The 14705-nt window shown below is 41.9% G+C and carries 18 protein-coding genes; 7 read left to right on the top strand and 11 right to left on the bottom strand.

Going from position 1 to position 14705, the window contains the following annotated elements; translation table 11 throughout:
* Positions 1-14: 14 nt before the first annotated feature.
* On the bottom strand, positions 15-1334 hold the full coding sequence (locus HMPREF8578_RS12435) for a CapA family protein (protein WP_000415545.1): 1320 nt from the start codon (positions 1332-1334) through the stop codon (positions 15-17).
* A 155-nt stretch (positions 1335-1489) separates the two neighbouring features.
* Between HMPREF8578_RS12435 and def the strand changes: the two genes are divergently transcribed.
* A complete protein-coding gene (gene def / locus HMPREF8578_RS08055; protein WP_001272958.1) occupies positions 1490-2101 on the top strand; it encodes a peptide deformylase in 612 nt (203 codons plus the stop codon).
* Between the two features lie 44 nt (positions 2102-2145).
* Complete coding sequence (gene rlmB, locus HMPREF8578_RS08050) at positions 2146-2874, top strand: 23S rRNA (guanosine(2251)-2'-O)-methyltransferase RlmB (protein ID WP_000855762.1); 729 nt, start codon at positions 2146-2148, stop codon at positions 2872-2874.
* A gap of 36 nt (positions 2875-2910) precedes the next feature.
* Here the strand turns inward: rlmB and trxB are convergent, their stop codons facing one another.
* From trxB to HMPREF8578_RS08015, 7 genes are all read right to left on the bottom strand, one after another.
* Positions 2911-3822 carry a thioredoxin-disulfide reductase gene (trxB, locus tag HMPREF8578_RS08045; protein ID WP_000272344.1) on the bottom strand — a complete coding sequence of 304 codons (912 nt, stop codon included), beginning with the start codon at positions 3820-3822 and terminating at the stop codon, positions 2911-2913.
* Positions 3823-3887: 65 nt separating this feature from the next.
* Positions 3888-4112 carry a DUF4059 family protein gene (locus tag HMPREF8578_RS08040; RefSeq protein ID WP_000924294.1) on the bottom strand — a complete coding sequence of 75 codons (225 nt, stop codon included), beginning with the start codon at positions 4110-4112 and terminating at the stop codon, positions 3888-3890.
* A 77-nt stretch (positions 4113-4189) separates the two neighbouring features.
* Positions 4190-4933, bottom strand: coding sequence for an amino acid ABC transporter ATP-binding protein (locus tag HMPREF8578_RS08035; RefSeq protein ID WP_000590997.1), 744 nt, complete (start codon positions 4931-4933; stop codon positions 4190-4192).
* Positions 4933-5733 (bottom strand): amino acid ABC transporter permease, encoded by an 801-nt coding sequence (locus tag HMPREF8578_RS08030; RefSeq protein ID WP_000219157.1) that lies wholly within the window; start codon positions 5731-5733, stop codon positions 4933-4935. The genes HMPREF8578_RS08035 and HMPREF8578_RS08030 overlap by 1 nt, the downstream gene beginning before the upstream one ends.
* Before the next feature lie 156 nt (positions 5734-5889).
* Positions 5890-6246 (bottom strand): arsenate reductase family protein, encoded by a 357-nt coding sequence (locus HMPREF8578_RS08025; protein ID WP_000889080.1) that lies wholly within the window; start codon positions 6244-6246, stop codon positions 5890-5892.
* 12 nt (positions 6247-6258) lie between these two features.
* A complete protein-coding gene (locus HMPREF8578_RS08020) occupies positions 6259-6774 on the bottom strand; it encodes a methylated-DNA--[protein]-cysteine S-methyltransferase (RefSeq protein WP_000810629.1) in 516 nt (171 codons plus the stop codon).
* Positions 6771-7265, bottom strand: coding sequence for a GNAT family N-acetyltransferase (locus HMPREF8578_RS08015; protein WP_000405819.1), 495 nt, complete (start codon positions 7263-7265; stop codon positions 6771-6773). The genes HMPREF8578_RS08020 and HMPREF8578_RS08015 overlap by 4 nt, the downstream gene beginning before the upstream one ends.
* Positions 7266-7399: 134 nt before the next feature.
* Here HMPREF8578_RS08015 and HMPREF8578_RS08010 point away from each other — a divergent pair, with 134 nt between their 5' ends.
* Together HMPREF8578_RS08010 and trhA are read left to right on the top strand one after the other, a co-directional pair.
* On the top strand, positions 7400-7846 hold the full coding sequence (locus tag HMPREF8578_RS08010; RefSeq protein WP_001087576.1) for a DUF1836 domain-containing protein: 447 nt from the start codon (positions 7400-7402) through the stop codon (positions 7844-7846).
* Positions 7843-8490 carry a PAQR family membrane homeostasis protein TrhA gene (gene trhA, locus HMPREF8578_RS08005; protein WP_001097972.1) on the top strand — a complete coding sequence of 216 codons (648 nt, stop codon included), beginning with the start codon at positions 7843-7845 and terminating at the stop codon, positions 8488-8490. The genes HMPREF8578_RS08010 and trhA overlap by 4 nt, the downstream gene beginning before the upstream one ends.
* 19 nt (positions 8491-8509) lie before the next feature.
* Here the strand turns inward: trhA and pdxT are convergent, their stop codons facing one another.
* The 3 genes from pdxT to nox all read right to left on the bottom strand — a co-directional run bounded on the left by pdxT (position 8510) and on the right by nox (position 11499).
* The gene (gene pdxT, locus HMPREF8578_RS08000) at positions 8510-9091 is read right to left on the bottom strand and encodes a pyridoxal 5'-phosphate synthase glutaminase subunit PdxT (RefSeq protein WP_000689929.1); all 582 of its coding nucleotides are present in this window, start codon (positions 9089-9091) and stop codon (positions 8510-8512) included.
* A complete protein-coding gene (gene pdxS, locus HMPREF8578_RS07995; protein ID WP_000138522.1) occupies positions 9092-9967 on the bottom strand; it encodes a pyridoxal 5'-phosphate synthase lyase subunit PdxS in 876 nt (291 codons plus the stop codon).
* Positions 9968-10119: 152 nt separating this feature from the next.
* Positions 10120-11499, bottom strand: a complete 1380-nt coding sequence (nox, locus tag HMPREF8578_RS07990; RefSeq protein WP_000036761.1) for a H2O-forming NADH oxidase — start codon at positions 11497-11499, stop codon at positions 10120-10122.
* Between the two features lie 307 nt (positions 11500-11806).
* Here nox and HMPREF8578_RS07985 point away from each other — a divergent pair, with 307 nt between their 5' ends.
* Genes HMPREF8578_RS07985 through HMPREF8578_RS07975 form a run of 3 tightly spaced genes read left to right on the top strand, consistent with a single transcriptional unit; the run spans position 11807 to position 14622 of the window.
* Positions 11807-12736 carry an FAD:protein FMN transferase gene (locus HMPREF8578_RS07985; protein ID WP_025168832.1) on the top strand — a complete coding sequence of 310 codons (930 nt, stop codon included), beginning with the start codon at positions 11807-11809 and terminating at the stop codon, positions 12734-12736.
* Positions 12737-12754: 18 nt separating this feature from the next.
* Positions 12755-13360 carry an NADPH-dependent FMN reductase gene (locus HMPREF8578_RS07980; protein WP_000916259.1) on the top strand — a complete coding sequence of 202 codons (606 nt, stop codon included), beginning with the start codon at positions 12755-12757 and terminating at the stop codon, positions 13358-13360.
* Between the two features lie 17 nt (positions 13361-13377).
* Complete coding sequence (locus HMPREF8578_RS07975) at positions 13378-14622, top strand: NAD(P)H-dependent oxidoreductase (protein WP_000673673.1); 1245 nt, start codon at positions 13378-13380, stop codon at positions 14620-14622.
* Positions 14623-14705: the final 83 nt, after the last annotated feature.

Genomic DNA, 14705 nt, shown 5'->3' with positions numbered 1-14705 from the left:
TTTAGGGCGAGTGCCTACCACTTCAACCCCACATGTTCATTCATTTCTTTATAGGCTGTGTCAATTCGTTCCTTGGTCGCCTCATCCAACTGCTCACGGTAAGGTCCTCCTTCAATGAAGTCCTCTAGGATATAGGTCTGATAGAGGAAGAGCGGATAGCCTTCTGGAGAGTAAGTTCCTTTGGGTGTTCGATTGACCCAAGTAGGATGCGCTTTGGCCGTTTCAATCCTTGTCTTTCCATCTTTTTTCTTAATGGTCACATCCATGAGAACACCGCGCTCCGTCCACTTGGCATTTTCCTCATCTTGCATGGTTTCAATGCGTTGATTTGAGAGGAAATTCCCCATGGAGTAGATAATCAGTTTTTTGTCACCATCTTTTTCAACTGTTTCAGTAGGTTCAACGACGTGAGGATGCCCTCCAAAGATAATATCTGCTCCCCAGTCAATCATCTTGTGGTACAGTGTTTTCTGTTCTTCCGTCGGTTCTAGCTGGTACTCAATTCCCATCTGAGGCATGATGACAGTAATATCCGCTTCCTTCTCAGCTCGTTCAATTTCTGCCTTCATCTTATCTTCATTCAGATCAGAAAGATAGCGATTATAGTCCTCTTGAGAGATATACTGCTCAATGCCATTAAAACCGTAGGAATAGGCTAGGAGAGCTACCTTGATACCATTGACTTCCTTGATGACTATAGGTGCTTGGTCTCGGGATTCATGCGTGTAGACTCCGATGGGTGTCATTCCAGCCTTTTCAATAGCTTGAGCCGTTGAAACCACTCCCTCAATTTGAGAATCCAAAATATGATTATGAGCCAAGTCTAGAACTTGGTAGCCTGCATCCTTGATCGCATCCATGACTTCCCCTGGTGCATTAAAGAGAGGATAACCTGCCAAGTAGTGGTCCTTGTTCACCGTTCCTTCAAAGTCACCAATCACCAAATCCGCTTGTTTGAGCCAGGGTTTTACATACTCAAAATTTTCATGGAAATCATAAGTCCCATCTTCTTTTAGAGCTGTTCGGTAGATAGGGATATGATAAAGAAGATCACCGTTTGCCATGATACGGGCTGTCTTTTCGTCAGAATCATTTTCCTTGGATTGACCAGATGTACTTGTAGAATCAACTGTTTGACTACTAGGACTCGTTCCCTTGTTGCCTTGTACTGCTCGAACTAACAAGTTCCCCCCCATGGACAAGGCAACTGCAAGCAGTAACACAATAATAAACTGAGCATTGGTCCAGGATTTATAATTCTGAAAGAAACCAATACTTTTCTCCAACAATCCATCAACAGGTCCATGAGATCGTCTATCTTGTCGCTTTTCCATCTTTATTCCCCCTTGCTTTTTGGTGCAAGTCTTTTCTTTTATTATACCACAGACAAAAGAGGAATACCGTTTATTATATTATTTTTTAGGAACTTCTGCGACTTTCTTTCTCGCCTATTTTGTGTTATCATGTAGAGGTAATGAAAGGAGAGAAAATGTCTGCAATAGAACGTATTACAAAAGCTGCTCACTTAATTGATATGAACGATATTATCCGCGAGGGGAATCCAACTCTTCGCGCAGTTGCTGAGGAAGTTACTTTCCCACTGTCTGACCAGGAAATCATCCTTGGTGAAAAGATGATGCAATTCCTCAAACATTCCCAAGATCCTGTTATGGCTGAAAAGATGGGGCTCCGCGGTGGAGTTGGATTGGCCGCTCCCCAGCTGGATATCTCAAAACGCATTATCGCTGTTTTAGTTCCCAATATTGTGGAAGAAGGTGAAACTCCACAGGAAGCCTACGACCTGCAAGCTGTTATGTACAATCCAAAAATCGTCTCTCACTCTGTTCAAGATGCTGCTCTTGGCGAAGGAGAAGGTTGCCTTTCTGTTGACCGAAACGTACCTGGCTATGTTATTCGCCATGCCCGCGTCACTGTTGATTACTTTGACAAGGACGGCGAAAAACACCGTATCAAGCTCAAAGGTTACAACTCTATCGTTGTCCAACATGAAATTGATCATCTAAACGGAATCATGTTTTACGATCGTATCAATGAAAAAGATCCATTTGCTGTTAAAGATGGTTTACTGATTCTGGAATAAAGAAAATCCCGTTGCAAGACGGGGTTTTGTGTTATAATAGAGGCATGAAAACAAATGATATTGTCTATGGCGTCCACGCCGTCACAGAAGCCCTCCTTGCAAACACTGGAAATAAACTCTACCTCCAAGAAGATCTAAGGGGTAAGAATGTTGAGAAAGTCAAGGAACTAGCTACAGAAAAGAGGGTATCCATTTCTTGGACTTCAAAAAAATCCCTGTCTGAGATGACCGAAGGCGCTGTCCACCAAGGTTTTGTTCTACGAGTATCCGAATTTGCCTATAGCGAGCTGGATCACATCCTTGCAAAAACACGTCAAGAAGAAAATCCACTTTTATTGATTCTGGATGGTCTAACTGACCCTCATAATCTGGGTTCAATCTTGCGAACAGCTGATGCGACCAATGTTTCAGGTGTCATCATTCCCAAGCACCGTGCTGTCGGAGTGACTCCTGTCGTTGCCAAAACGGCCACAGGTGCTATTGAGCATGTACCGATTGCGCGAGTGACCAACCTCAGTCAAACCCTAGACAAACTCAAGGATGAAGGCTTCTGGACCTTTGGAACGGATATGAACGGTACCCCTTGCCACAAGTGGAATACAAAAGGGAAAATCGCCCTCATCATCGGAAATGAAGGAAAAGGCATCTCCAGCAACATCAAAAAACAGGTCGATGAAATGATTACCATTCCCATGAATGGGCATGTTCAAAGCCTCAATGCCAGTGTTGCTGCAGCCATTCTCATGTACGAAGTTTTCCGAAACAGACTATAAAAAAAGTTTCCAATCACTTGATTGGAAACTTTTTTCTTAACTATGTTCTGTAATAAATTTGTAAGCTTCTTGACCAGCAATAGCCCCATCTCCAACTGCTGTTGTCACTTGGCGAAGATCTTTTTGGCGAACATCTCCAACTGCAAAGATACCGTTAACGGCAGTTTTCATGTGATTATCTGTCACAATCCAGCCTGCCTGGTCTTGAATATTCAATTCTTTAACAAAATCGCTAACAGGATCCAAACCGACATAGATAAAGACACCACCGAAGGCTTGCTCTGTCACTTGACCCGTTTTTACATTTTCAAATACGACAGATTCTACTCGGTTTTCACCTTTGATTTCCTTGACAACAGAATCCCAGATAAAGTTGACTTTCTCATTTGCAAAAGCACGGTCTTGCAAAACCTTTTGGGCACGAAGTTCATCTCGACGGTGAACAATAGTGACAGTCTTGGCAAAGCGAGTTAAGAACAGAGCTTCTTCTACCGCTGAATCTCCACCACCAACTACGAGCAAGTCTTGGTCACGGAAAAAGGCTCCATCACATACGGCACAGTAAGAAACACCACGACTGTTCAGTTCTTCTTCTCCAGGAACCCCCAAAAGACGGTGTTTTGACCCAGTTGCCACGATGACAGTACGTGTTTCGTAAACTTGATCATCAGTGATTACCTTCTTAAAGTCACCCTGATCTTCAATATTTTCAACATAGCCATAAAGATGCTCCACTCCAAGGTTTTCAAGTGGTTCAAACATCTTTTCAGCCAATTCAGGTCCACTGATGTTGGCATAACCTGGATAGTTTTCAATGTCAGATGTGTTATTCATTTGCCCTCCTGGCAGACCACCTTCAATCAAAGCCACTTTCAGATTGCTGCGAGCAGCATATAAGGCAGCGGTCATTCCCGCAGGTCCAGCACCGACAATAATCGTATCGTACATTTCGATTCCTTCTTTCTTGTTGTAACTATCTTTATTCTAACTCATTCTTGCTAGTCACGCAAGGATTATGCCTTGAAAACCAAAAGCAAACTCATGACGGCAAAGGATAACACCGGAACGACCAAAACTCCAATCATAATCATATCATAGAGATGAGCTTGGCGAGCCTTAGCTGTCTTGTCCACACCAGACATGGCTCTCAATCCAATCCAAATCCCCAGAAAAATCACGACAAGGATGGTCGTTAAGATCAAACTCTCGAAATATAAAGAAAATAAATGCAGTAGCATGATCTCTCTCGTTTCTATCTTTTTTAAAGAGTAAACTCAGCTAGTCCAACTAACTGAGTTTTCCTTTTTCTATTATATCAAATATAAGTCCGTTTGTAACTAGCGAAGAATTCTTTTGTTCGTTCTTCTTTCGGATGATTGATGATTTCATCCGGTGTGCCAGACTCGATGATTTTCCCTTTATCTAGGAATAAAACCTTGTCTGCCACTTGGGCTACAAAAGACATATCGTGACTGACCAAAATCATGGTCTGACCTGACTTGGCAGCATCTGCAATAGACTTCTCTACCTCACCGACCAATTCTGGGTCGAGGGCTGAAGTGGGTTCGTCCAAGAGCAAGACATCTGGTTTCATAGCAAGCGCACGCGCGAGGGCAACCCGTTGCTTCTGTCCACCTGATAAGTGGCGAGGATAATGGTTTTCACGGTCAGAAAGACCAACCTTGGCCAACTCTTCCTTAGCGATTTTTGTTGCTTCCTCGTCCGATAATTTTTTAACGACAACCAAACCTTCCTTGACATTGTCAAGAGCAGTTCGGCGTTCAAATAAATTAAACTGTTGGAAAACCATAGACAACTTGCGACGAAGGGTTAGGATTTCTTCTTGGCTAATCTGCGAAAAATCAACTTTAAAATTGTCAATCTGAATCGTTCCACTATCTGGAGTTTCAAGGTAGTTCAAACTACGAAGAAAGGTTGATTTCCCAGCTCCAGATGAACCAATCAAAGCCACTACCTCACCTTTTTGAATATCCAAGTTCAGATGATTCAAGACTGTCTGTCCTGAAAAGGATTTGCTTAAATTCGAAATCTTAATCATTAACGAAGGTCTCCTTTCACATCTGTAGACACTGTATCCGGTGCTGAGATAGCCATTTTTCTCTCGATGAAACGGCCGAGGCTTTCAATTCCGATATTGACTACCCAATAGACAAGGGCTACGGAGATGAAACGTTCAAAATAGCGATAATCAGCTCCACCTAAAATCTGAGCTTGGGCAAAGACCTCCACAACACCTGCACTAAAGGCTAGAGAAGTTCCCTTAGTCAAACCGATAAGGGAGTTGATCAAAGTCGGTGTCGCAACTACCGCCGCATTTGGAATAATCACGCGACGGTAAACTTGAGCTCGCGTCATACCCAAACTGCGTGCCGCCTCAATTTCACCGGGATTAACAGAAAGGATGGCTGCACGAATCGTTTCACTTGCATAAGCCGCCTCATTAAAAGCAAAGGCCACAATCGCAAAAAGTGCTGCTGGAATCGCATTGATATTGAGACCAGTGCCCCATTGTTGGTTGATAGCTTTCAGTAACAAAGGAATTCCATAGTAGGTCAACATAAGTTGAACTAGGATTGGGGTACCTTTTAAGAAGCTAACGAAAAAGGCTTGCAAGGGATATAAAATCCTAACACGATTGATCTTAACAATGGCAAAAATTAGGGCAAGTAGCAAACCAAAGAGTGCACCTCCAAGCGTCAACATCAAGGTTGTAGGCAATTGTTGGACAATCCTTGGAATTCCATCAAAGACCGAACGCAAACTAAAGAGCTTACCATCCGGAATGAATTGCATCAAACTTTGGTACCAATCTGATGCTAAAAATGTTGTAACAGTCATAAAAACATCCTCTCCTGATAATGATTCATTCTATCATACTTCTGCGCGCAAGCAAATTATTTGCTACGGGCTGCTCAGACTTTGTCTATCTTCTAGTTTATCACACTTTAAAACAGGGAGGCTATATATTTTACCTATCAAGGAGATAAATAAAAACTATCTCAAACCTAAGTCCTCATAGGTTTTTCTATAGCCAATTTGTTTAACAGCACCATTCTCCACCAAAATTGGACGTTTCAATAACATACCATCACTCGCTAGAAGCTTGGCTGCTTCTTGTTTTGACAAACTTCCCACCTTATCTTTCAAGCCCAGTTCACGGTATTTGATCCCGCTAGTATTGAAAAATTGTTTCACTTCAAAACCGGAAGTTTCCAACCAGTCCAAAATGACGTCTTCACTTGGTGTTTCTTCTACGATGTGGACAGCTTTATAGTTCACACCGAGTTGGTCTAGTTCATTTTTTGCTTTCTTACAAGTTGAACATTTTGGGTATTCGATAAATTCTAACATCTTCTTTTCTTTCTATTTTTTATTTTCTTGAAATGCTGCACCTTCATGTTGCAAGAGCCAGGCTTTCTTTTCGACTCCCGATGCATAGCCTGTCAGACGATTGCCTGACCCCAGCACACGATGACAGGGTACGAGGATGGACCAAGGATTACGCCCCACTGCTCCGCCAATCGCTTGGGCAGAAGCCACTTGCAAGTCTTGAGCTATTTGTCCGTAAGTTACTGTTTGACCATAAGGAATGGCCTGTAAGTAAGCCCAGACCCGCTTTTCAAAATCTGTTCCAATAGGAGCCAGAGGTAAGTCAGATAAATCCTGAACACTGCCTTCAAAATAGGTATCTAAATAGGAAATAACCTGGTCTAGGACAGGATGGCTAGTAACTTCTTCTATCGTTTCGTCTCCTAATCCCCTCTCAAAATGAGTTTGGTCCTGTACCCAAATTCCATACAGATATTGCTCGTCAGCAACTAAGGATAAGGTTCCAATTGGCGACGGGTAGAGCATTTTTGCGTACTTTTTCTGCTTCATTTTTTTAATTTCTGATAGGCCAAACGTTCTCCATCAACTGGAACCTTACCGACCTGACTAAATCCAAGTTTTTCAAAGATATGCTGCATGGCCTTGTTTTCTGCATGCGTATCTGAACGAAAATCTAGGTAATCAAATCCTTCAATCAATCCTTCTAGGAAAGTCTGAGCAACACCTTGTCCTTGGACATCTGCTGCCACAGCGATACGGTGAAAGACCAGATATTCTGATTCTCCCCCCTGCCAACTTCCTTCATAAATGGCTTCATAGGCTTTCTCTGGACTCTTAGTCACAGCAGCATAGGCTAGTAGTTCTCCTTCTTCCAAGGCCACATAGGCTTGACCTGAGATGATATCATCGATAATGATGTCGATATTTGGATAGCCATTTTGCCACTGGTCACTACCAGACTCAGCTAAGCACTTTTTAGCATCCTCCATCACCTTCATAATCGCATCTACTTCGTTTGGAAAAGCTAAACGAATCTCCATCTTTTCCCCTCATTTCTAACTAGTTTCTCTCATCATAGCATAATTTAAAGCTTTCTACAAGCAGTTGAAACTTGACTTTTGTTTTTTATTATTTTATAATCTAGTTATCAAAACTAGATAAAAAGGAGTTGGAAATGAATTCTAACTTTTCCTACCCAAAATGGGAAGACATTCCAATCATTGACCTCTATCTGGATCAGGTTTTACTTTATGTCAATCAAGTCTGCGCCCCTATCTCTCCAGATAAAGAAAAGGGCCTAACCGCATCTATGGTCAATAACTATGTCAAACATGGTTACCTGACAAAGCCAGACAAGAAAAAATACCAACGCAAACAGATTGCACGTTTGATTGCTATCACTACTCTCAAATCTGTCTTTTCGATCCAAGAAATCGCTCAGACACTGAATACTCTACACACTTATGCAAGCTCAGACCAGCTCTACGATGCTTTTGTGGACTACATGAACCATGGGATCGATCCAGAGAATCCTATTATTCAAACCAGCTGCCAAACTGTTAAACTCTATCATCAAACTCTAGACTTAATCCTTAGTAAAGAAGAGGAGGAAATCCAATGAATACCAGCTTAAAACTCAGTAAAAAACTCAGTTTTGGAGAAGAAATCGCCAATAGTGTGACCCATGCTGTGGGTGCAGTTATCATGCTCATCTTACTCCCCATTTCATCCACCTATAGTTATGAAGCACACGGATTTTTATCATCTTTTGGTGTTTCAATCTTTGTTATCAGTCTCTTTCTCATGTTTCTTTCGTCAACCATTTACCATTCTATGGCCTATGGTTCGACCCACAAATACGTCTTGCGAATCATCGACCATTCTATGATTTACGTGGCTATCGCAGGCTCTTATACGCCGGTCGTATTGACTTTGATGAATAACTGGTTTGGCTATCTGATCATTGCCATTCAGTGGGGAACGACCATCTTTGGCATCCTCTATAAAATCTTTGCTAAAAAGGTCAATGAGAAATTCAGCCTTGCCCTTTACCTGATTATGGGCTGGTTGGTTCTGGCTATCATTCCTGCCATTATCAGTCAAACAACACCAATTTTCTGGAGTCTCATGGTAACTGGCGGACTCTGTTATACAGTTGGAGCTGGATTTTACGCTAAGAAAAAACCTTATTTCCACATGATTTGGCATCTCTTTATCCTAGCTGCGTCTGCACTCCAATATATTGCCATTGTTTATTACATGTAAAAAAGTTGAGAATCTTTTCTCAACTTTTTTCTTTACACATATTGATAAAGTACTGGTGCAAGCGAGCATCATCTGTCAATTCTGGATGAAAAGAGGTTACCAGCATATTCTGTTCTTGCGCAGCAACGATTTGATTATCAACTGTTGCTAGAATTTCTACACCCTCTCCAACACTACTGATAATCGGTCCACGGATAAAAGTCATGGGAATCTGACCGACTCCCTTACATTCTGCCTCTGTATAGAAGCTTCCTAGTTGGCGCCCATAGGCATTACGCTCAACTACTATGTCCATAGTCGCTAGATGACTTTCTTCCTGAGAAGTGATTTCCTTAGCTAGCAAGATTAAGCCCGCACAAGTTCCAAAGACTGGTAAGCCATTGAGAATAGCTTCTCTTAGAGGAAGCAACATTTGCTGGTCACGCAAGAGCTTGCCCATGGTTGTAGACTCACCGCCAGGTAATATCAAGCCGGACAAGTCACTCTGATGTTGCTGAAAATCCTCTAGATTTCTGATTTCAACACTAGTGACTCCTAATTCATCTAACACTTTTGCATGTTCTGCAAAGGCACCTTGCAAGGCCAATATTCCAATTTTCATCTATTTTCCTCGCTCAGCCATGAGAATTTGGATTTCATTCTCATTAATTCCAACCATAGCTTCCCCTAGGTCTTCAGAGATTTGAGCCAAAATTTGAGGATTTTGGTAGTTGGTTACGGCTTTAACAATAGCACTTGCTCGTTTAACAGGATCGCCTGACTTGAAAATACCTGAACCGACAAAGACGCCCTCTGCCCCCAATTGCATCATTAACGCAGCATCTGCTGGTGTTGCCACACCTCCGGCTGCGAAGTTGACAACTGGTAATTTTCCATGTTGGTGGACGTATTGGACTAATTCAACAGGGACTTGCAAGTCCTTGGCAGCCACATAGAGCTCATCTTCACGGAGGTTTTGAATGCGGCGAATTTCTTGATTCATCATACGCATATGGCGAACGGCTTGGACGATATCTCCTGTACCCGGTTCTCCTTTTGTCCGAATCATGGAAGCTCCCTCAGCGATACGACGCAAGGCTTCACCCAAATCCTTAGCTCCACAGACAAAAGGAACTTGGAATTCTTTCTTGTCCACATGGAAACGATCGTCTGCTGGAGACAGCACTTCACTCTCATCGATATAGTCAATCTCAATAGCCTCTAAAATCTGAGCTTCAACAAAATGCCCGATTCTGACCTTGGCCATCACTGGAATACTGACCGCTTCTTGGATTTCCTTAATCATCTTTGGATCACTCATACGAGAAACTCCACCAGCTGCACGAATATCAGCTGGAATCCGTTCCAAGGCCATAACAGCTGCCGCACCAGCAGCCTCTGCGATACGAGCCTGTTCAGGGTTCTGAACGTCCATGATAACCCCACCTTTGAGCATCTGTGCCAAGTTTTTATTTAGTTCATAACGATTTTCAGTCATTTCTTAATCCTCATCATTTGTATTGGTAGCTACCATTTCATTTTAAGCCAGATTAGAATGAAGTACAAGATAGAAAAACAATAATTGTCTGGGTACAGATGGATTAAAAAAACTATCTGACCTTAACTTAAGGCCAGATAGTTCATCAAATTTTATTTTTCAGCTGTAAGTGCAGCCATTGTGATGTAATTGTATGGTTTGTTGAAATGTGGCAAGAAGAATAGGTCTGTCAAAGCCAATTTATCAATGGTTACATGCTCTTGGATAGCAAGTGAGAACATGTGGATTCCCATACTGATAGCAGCATCATGTGACACCATTTGTGCACCAAGGATTTCGCGGCTGTCTTTGTCAAAGACAATCTTGATGGCAACTTCGTGGTTGTCATGTTTGATAAATTCTGGTTTTTGAAGATCGTTAAAGCCAGTTTCAGTTGCATTATAGCCTGCAGCTTTGGCTTTTTCAAGAGTCAAACCAGTTGAAACCATGTGAAGACCGTAGATAGAGATACCGTTTGATCCTTGAACTCCGATTCCTTCCAATTCATGTCCACAAGCGTTATAAGCACCAACGATACCAGTACGTACAGCGTTAGATGCAAGAGCGATGTAGCTTGTATCTTTACGAGCATTGTCATAAACAGTTGCGCAGTCACCAACAGCGTATACACCTGGGATAGATGTTTCTTGTTTCTTATCTACAAGGAAGGCACCATTGCGGAAAAGTTCAATCTTACCGTCAGCAAGAGCTGTGTTTGGACGGAAACCAACAGCAAGAACCACCATATCTACATCAAATGTTTCTTTGTCTGTTACCAAGCGTTCAACTTTTCCATCACCTTGGATGGCTTTAACTGTTTGACCAAGAGCCAAGCGGATGTTGTGGTCTTCCAAGTTCTTCGCCATCATTTGTGTAAAATCTTTATCATAGTAACCGTTCAAGACAGTGTCTACGATATCGACAAGCACCACTTCTTTTCCAAGACGCTCGAAAGCTTCGGCAAGTTCTACACCGATGTAACCACCACCAACAACGGCAATGCGCTCAAGGTGTTTGCTCTTGTCTTCAAGTTTTTCAATAACTTCTTCAGCGTTTTGGTACAATTTAACAAATTGTACATTTTCAAGAGTTGCTTTGAATTCGCGGTTGCCCTTAACGATTTCAACACCTTCGATTGGAGGCAAGATTGGAGTTGAACCAGTTGCAAAGATCAATTTGTCATAAGACTCTTTGTGTTCTTTACCTTCAACTTCTGCAGTCACAACTTTGTTATCGTAGTCAATTGAAAGAACTGGTGAGTTCATGTAAACTTTAGCACCTTTTGCTTCCAACTTTTCTTTATCAGAGTAGAAGAGACCTTCTGGGCCATCAATTTGTTCCCCGATCCAAAGCGCCATTCCACAACCAAGGAATGAAATATTTGAGTTTTGGTCAAACACTACGATTTCGTTCTCATGTCCGAAGTTGTCCAACATCGTATTAATACAAGCTGTACCAGCGTGGTTAGCACCAACTACAACGATTTTACTCATAGAAAAATTCCTACCTTTAATTTTTGATTTACCTTTCTAGTATATCATTTACTGTTAGCGTTTACAAGGTATTTGCTCAGAATTCTCTTTTTTTCAGAAAAAAATACACTTAATATTAACAAACCTTATTTTTCTATCGTTTTCATATTAATTTTGAGCATATTTCTTGACTTTTTGTCAAAATTCATTTGTGAAAACGCTGACTTTATGATATGCTAGATACATGGAAAGAAAATGTAAGGGGTTTAATTTTTCTTTAACGACCTTATATTGAATGATTTCCTATAAAGAGAAAGGAGCTGGTAGCTTGCCTCTTCATTCACGTTCTGAACGGCTAATGGGAACAACTATCACGATTTCATTAGTAGATGAACAGGCTGATTGCCTACTTCAAGGAGCCTTTGATTTGCTCAAAGAGCTCGAATACCGCTTTAACGCCAACAGTCAAGAATCCGAACTGATGGAAATCAACTACCAGGCTGGAATCAAACCTGTTAAGGTCCATCCTGACTTATTTGAACTGATTGCTCTTGGGTTAGAGCATAGCCTAGCTCCATCTAGCCATCTCAATATCAGCATTGGCCCCTTGATTCAAACCTGGCGAATCGGATTTGCAGATGCACGGCTTCCAGACTCTAAAGAAATCGAAGCTGTCTTATCTCTAGTTGACCCGCATTTTATCAAGTTGGATCCGACTAGCTCTACTGTCTTTTTAGAGAAAAAAGGAATGAAGCTTGATTTAGGTTGCTTAGCCAAGGGCTATAGTGCAGATAAGGTTGCCCAGTATTTGAAAGAACACGGTGTCACCTCTGCCTTGATTAATCTCGGAGGAAATATCCTCACCATCGGGAATAACCAAGCCAAAGAAGGGAATGCCTGGCAGATTGGGATTCAAGATCCGCGAAATCCTCGTGGCAATCATCTCCTAACGATCCCTGCTTCTAACAAATCCGTTGTCACTTCAGGTATCTATGAACGCCACCTGACAGTAGATGGAAAAGACTATCACCATATCTTTGATAGTGAGACAGGATTTCCTGTCGAAACCGATCTCGCTAGCCTAACGATTGTCTCTGATAAATCCGTTGATGGTGAGATATGGACAACACGCCTTTTCGGAGAACGAAGCGCTTCTATCCTCTGGCAAGTCGAAAATATAGATGGTATTGAAGCCATCCTCATCGACAAAGAGGGACGCCTTGCATGTTCTTCAGGCCTTCAAAATTGTATTATGTAAAAAGAGAAAGGAAATCTCATGCTAAAACTTACTGCCATTGTTGGAACGAACTCTAAACGTTCTACAAACCGCCAATTGCTCCAATACATGCAAAAACACTTTGCTGATAAAGCTGAAATTGAACTCGTTGAAATCAAGGATATCCCTGTTTTCAACAAACCTGCAGATAAGCAACTTCCAGCTGAAATTCTTGAGATTGCAGCTAAAATTGAAGAGGCTGATGGTGTGATTATCGGTACTCCTGAGTACGACCACTCTATCCCTGCAGTTTTGATGAGCGCTCTTGCTTGGCTATCTTACGGTATCTACCCACTTTTGAACAAACCAATCATGATCACTGGTGCTTCCTATGGTACACTTGGTTCATCTCGTGCCCAATTGCAACTTCGTCAAATCTTGAATGCTCCTGAAATCAAGGCAAATGTTCTACCAGATGAATTCTTGCTTTCACACTCTCTTCAAGCATTTAACCCAAGTGGCGACTTGGTTGACCTTGACGTCATCAAGAAATTGGATGCCATCTTTGATGACTTCCGTATCTTTGTGAAAATTACTGAAAAATTGCGCAATGCACAAGAATTGCTTCGCAAAGATGCTGAAGAATTTGACTGGGAAAATTTGTAAGATAGGAGACCGAAAGAATGAAATTTGTTGGACTTGTTGGATCAAACTACGATCAATCATATAACCGCAAACTCTTGGAATTTATTCGTCGCAATTTCAAATTCAAATTTGAATTAGAAGTCCTTGAAATCGACGAAGTTCCAATGTTTAACCAAGACGAAAAATGGGACGAAAGCTTCCAATTGCGTTTCTTGTATAACAAGATTACACGTGCTGATGGTGTTATTATCGCTACTCCTGAGCACAACCACACTATCTCAGCTTCACTTAAATCTGTACTTGAATGGCTTTCATACGAAGTTCATCCATTTGAAAACAAACCTGTTATGATTGTGGGTGCATCATACTATGACCAAGGAACATCACGTGCCCAAGTTCACCTTCGTAAGATACTTGACGCTCCAGGTGTCAATGCCTACACACTTCCAGGAAATGAGTTCCTTCTTGGTAAAGCCAAAGAAGCTTTTGATAACAACGGAAATATCACCAACGAAGGCACTGTTAAATTCCTTGAAACTTGCTTAGATAACTTTGTAAAATACGTAGGAGTCGTTTCGAAATTGAAAAAACCAAAACCAATCGAACCAGAAGACTTGGATTGTGGAAAACCAATTGCTACAACCATTACAGAAGTTGATCCTGACGATCCAGAATGGGTAGAAAAAGTTGCAGCAATCACTGGCGCTGTTTCTGGTGATACCTATGTCAAATTGGACCACGGTATCTTGACCGTTAACCAAATTGATATGTTCTTGAAAGCTATGCCATTTGAATTGACATACGCTGACGACAACAACCAATTCCTCTACTACAACAACGCTCACCAAGATCCAGACACTATGTTCGCTAAACGTGTACCACCTCAATCAGGTAGCCGTATGTCGACTGTTCATGGTTCTCTTCCACCAGCACGTATGAAGAACGTAGAGTGGGTTATCGGAACACTTCGCAACGGAAACCAAGAATACGTTCGTACGATCGTTCCGGGTTCTCCAGCAGGTGTCATCAACACCCACAACTACCAAGCAATGTACTATCCTGATGGATCATACGCTGGAATCAATGAAATTGTCTTTAACTTCCAACCATGGCTTGACTGGTACCTAAAAGAAACGGGTCAACGTTTGGTGGGTGGTAGCGGACCTTTCGCTCCTGCTGCTGGAGGTCATGGAGACGCTGATGCTACTTCTGGCGCTTCTGATTCAGGTGACGCTAGAAGCCACGGTGGTGACGCAGACGCTACTTCTGGTGCAAGCAACTAAGAAACCAAAAAGGAGCCATTTGGCTCCTTCTTTTTTATTTCAACAGAAAAGGGGCTTGTAAATCATCTACAACCCCCTTTCGT

Origin of the sequence: Streptococcus oralis ATCC 49296, assembly GCF_000185265.1 — a bacterium.
Lineage (GTDB): Bacteria > Bacillota > Bacilli > Lactobacillales > Streptococcaceae > Streptococcus > Streptococcus oralis_BC.
The sequence above is the reverse complement of the archived record's forward strand: the minus strand, read 5'-3'. Positions and strand labels throughout refer to the sequence as shown.

Excerpts from the sequence above, each read along its gene's own strand:
- HMPREF8578_RS12435 (WP_000415545.1), bottom strand. The coding sequence starts at position 1,334 with ATGGAAAAGCGACAAGATAGACGATCTCATGGACCTGTTGATGGATTG.
- def (WP_001272958.1), top strand. The coding sequence starts at position 1,490 with ATGTCTGCAATAGAACGTATTACAAAAGCTGCTCACTTAATTGATATG.
- rlmB (WP_000855762.1), top strand. The coding sequence starts at position 2,146 with ATGAAAACAAATGATATTGTCTATGGCGTCCACGCCGTCACAGAAGCC.
- trxB (WP_000272344.1), bottom strand. The coding sequence starts at position 3,822 with ATGTACGATACGATTATTGTCGGTGCTGGACCTGCGGGAATGACCGCT.
- HMPREF8578_RS08040 (WP_000924294.1), bottom strand. The coding sequence starts at position 4,112 with ATGCTACTGCATTTATTTTCTTTATATTTCGAGAGTTTGATCTTAACG.
- HMPREF8578_RS08035 (WP_000590997.1), bottom strand. The coding sequence starts at position 4,933 with ATGATTAAGATTTCGAATTTAAGCAAATCCTTTTCAGGACAGACAGTC.
- HMPREF8578_RS08030 (WP_000219157.1), bottom strand. The coding sequence starts at position 5,733 with ATGACTGTTACAACATTTTTAGCATCAGATTGGTACCAAAGTTTGATG.
- HMPREF8578_RS08025 (WP_000889080.1), bottom strand. The coding sequence starts at position 6,246 with ATGTTAGAATTTATCGAATACCCAAAATGTTCAACTTGTAAGAAAGCA.
- HMPREF8578_RS08020 (WP_000810629.1), bottom strand. The coding sequence starts at position 6,774 with ATGAAGCAGAAAAAGTACGCAAAAATGCTCTACCCGTCGCCAATTGGA.
- HMPREF8578_RS08015 (WP_000405819.1), bottom strand. The coding sequence starts at position 7,265 with ATGGAGATTCGTTTAGCTTTTCCAAACGAAGTAGATGCGATTATGAAG.
- HMPREF8578_RS08010 (WP_001087576.1), top strand. The coding sequence starts at position 7,400 with ATGAATTCTAACTTTTCCTACCCAAAATGGGAAGACATTCCAATCATT.
- trhA (WP_001097972.1), top strand. The coding sequence starts at position 7,843 with ATGAATACCAGCTTAAAACTCAGTAAAAAACTCAGTTTTGGAGAAGAA.
- pdxT (WP_000689929.1), bottom strand. The coding sequence starts at position 9,091 with ATGAAAATTGGAATATTGGCCTTGCAAGGTGCCTTTGCAGAACATGCA.
- pdxS (WP_000138522.1), bottom strand. The coding sequence starts at position 9,967 with ATGACTGAAAATCGTTATGAACTAAATAAAAACTTGGCACAGATGCTC.
- nox (WP_000036761.1), bottom strand. The coding sequence starts at position 11,499 with ATGAGTAAAATCGTTGTAGTTGGTGCTAACCACGCTGGTACAGCTTGT.
- HMPREF8578_RS07980 (WP_000916259.1), top strand. The coding sequence starts at position 12,755 with ATGCTAAAACTTACTGCCATTGTTGGAACGAACTCTAAACGTTCTACA.
- HMPREF8578_RS07975 (WP_000673673.1), top strand. The coding sequence starts at position 13,378 with ATGAAATTTGTTGGACTTGTTGGATCAAACTACGATCAATCATATAAC.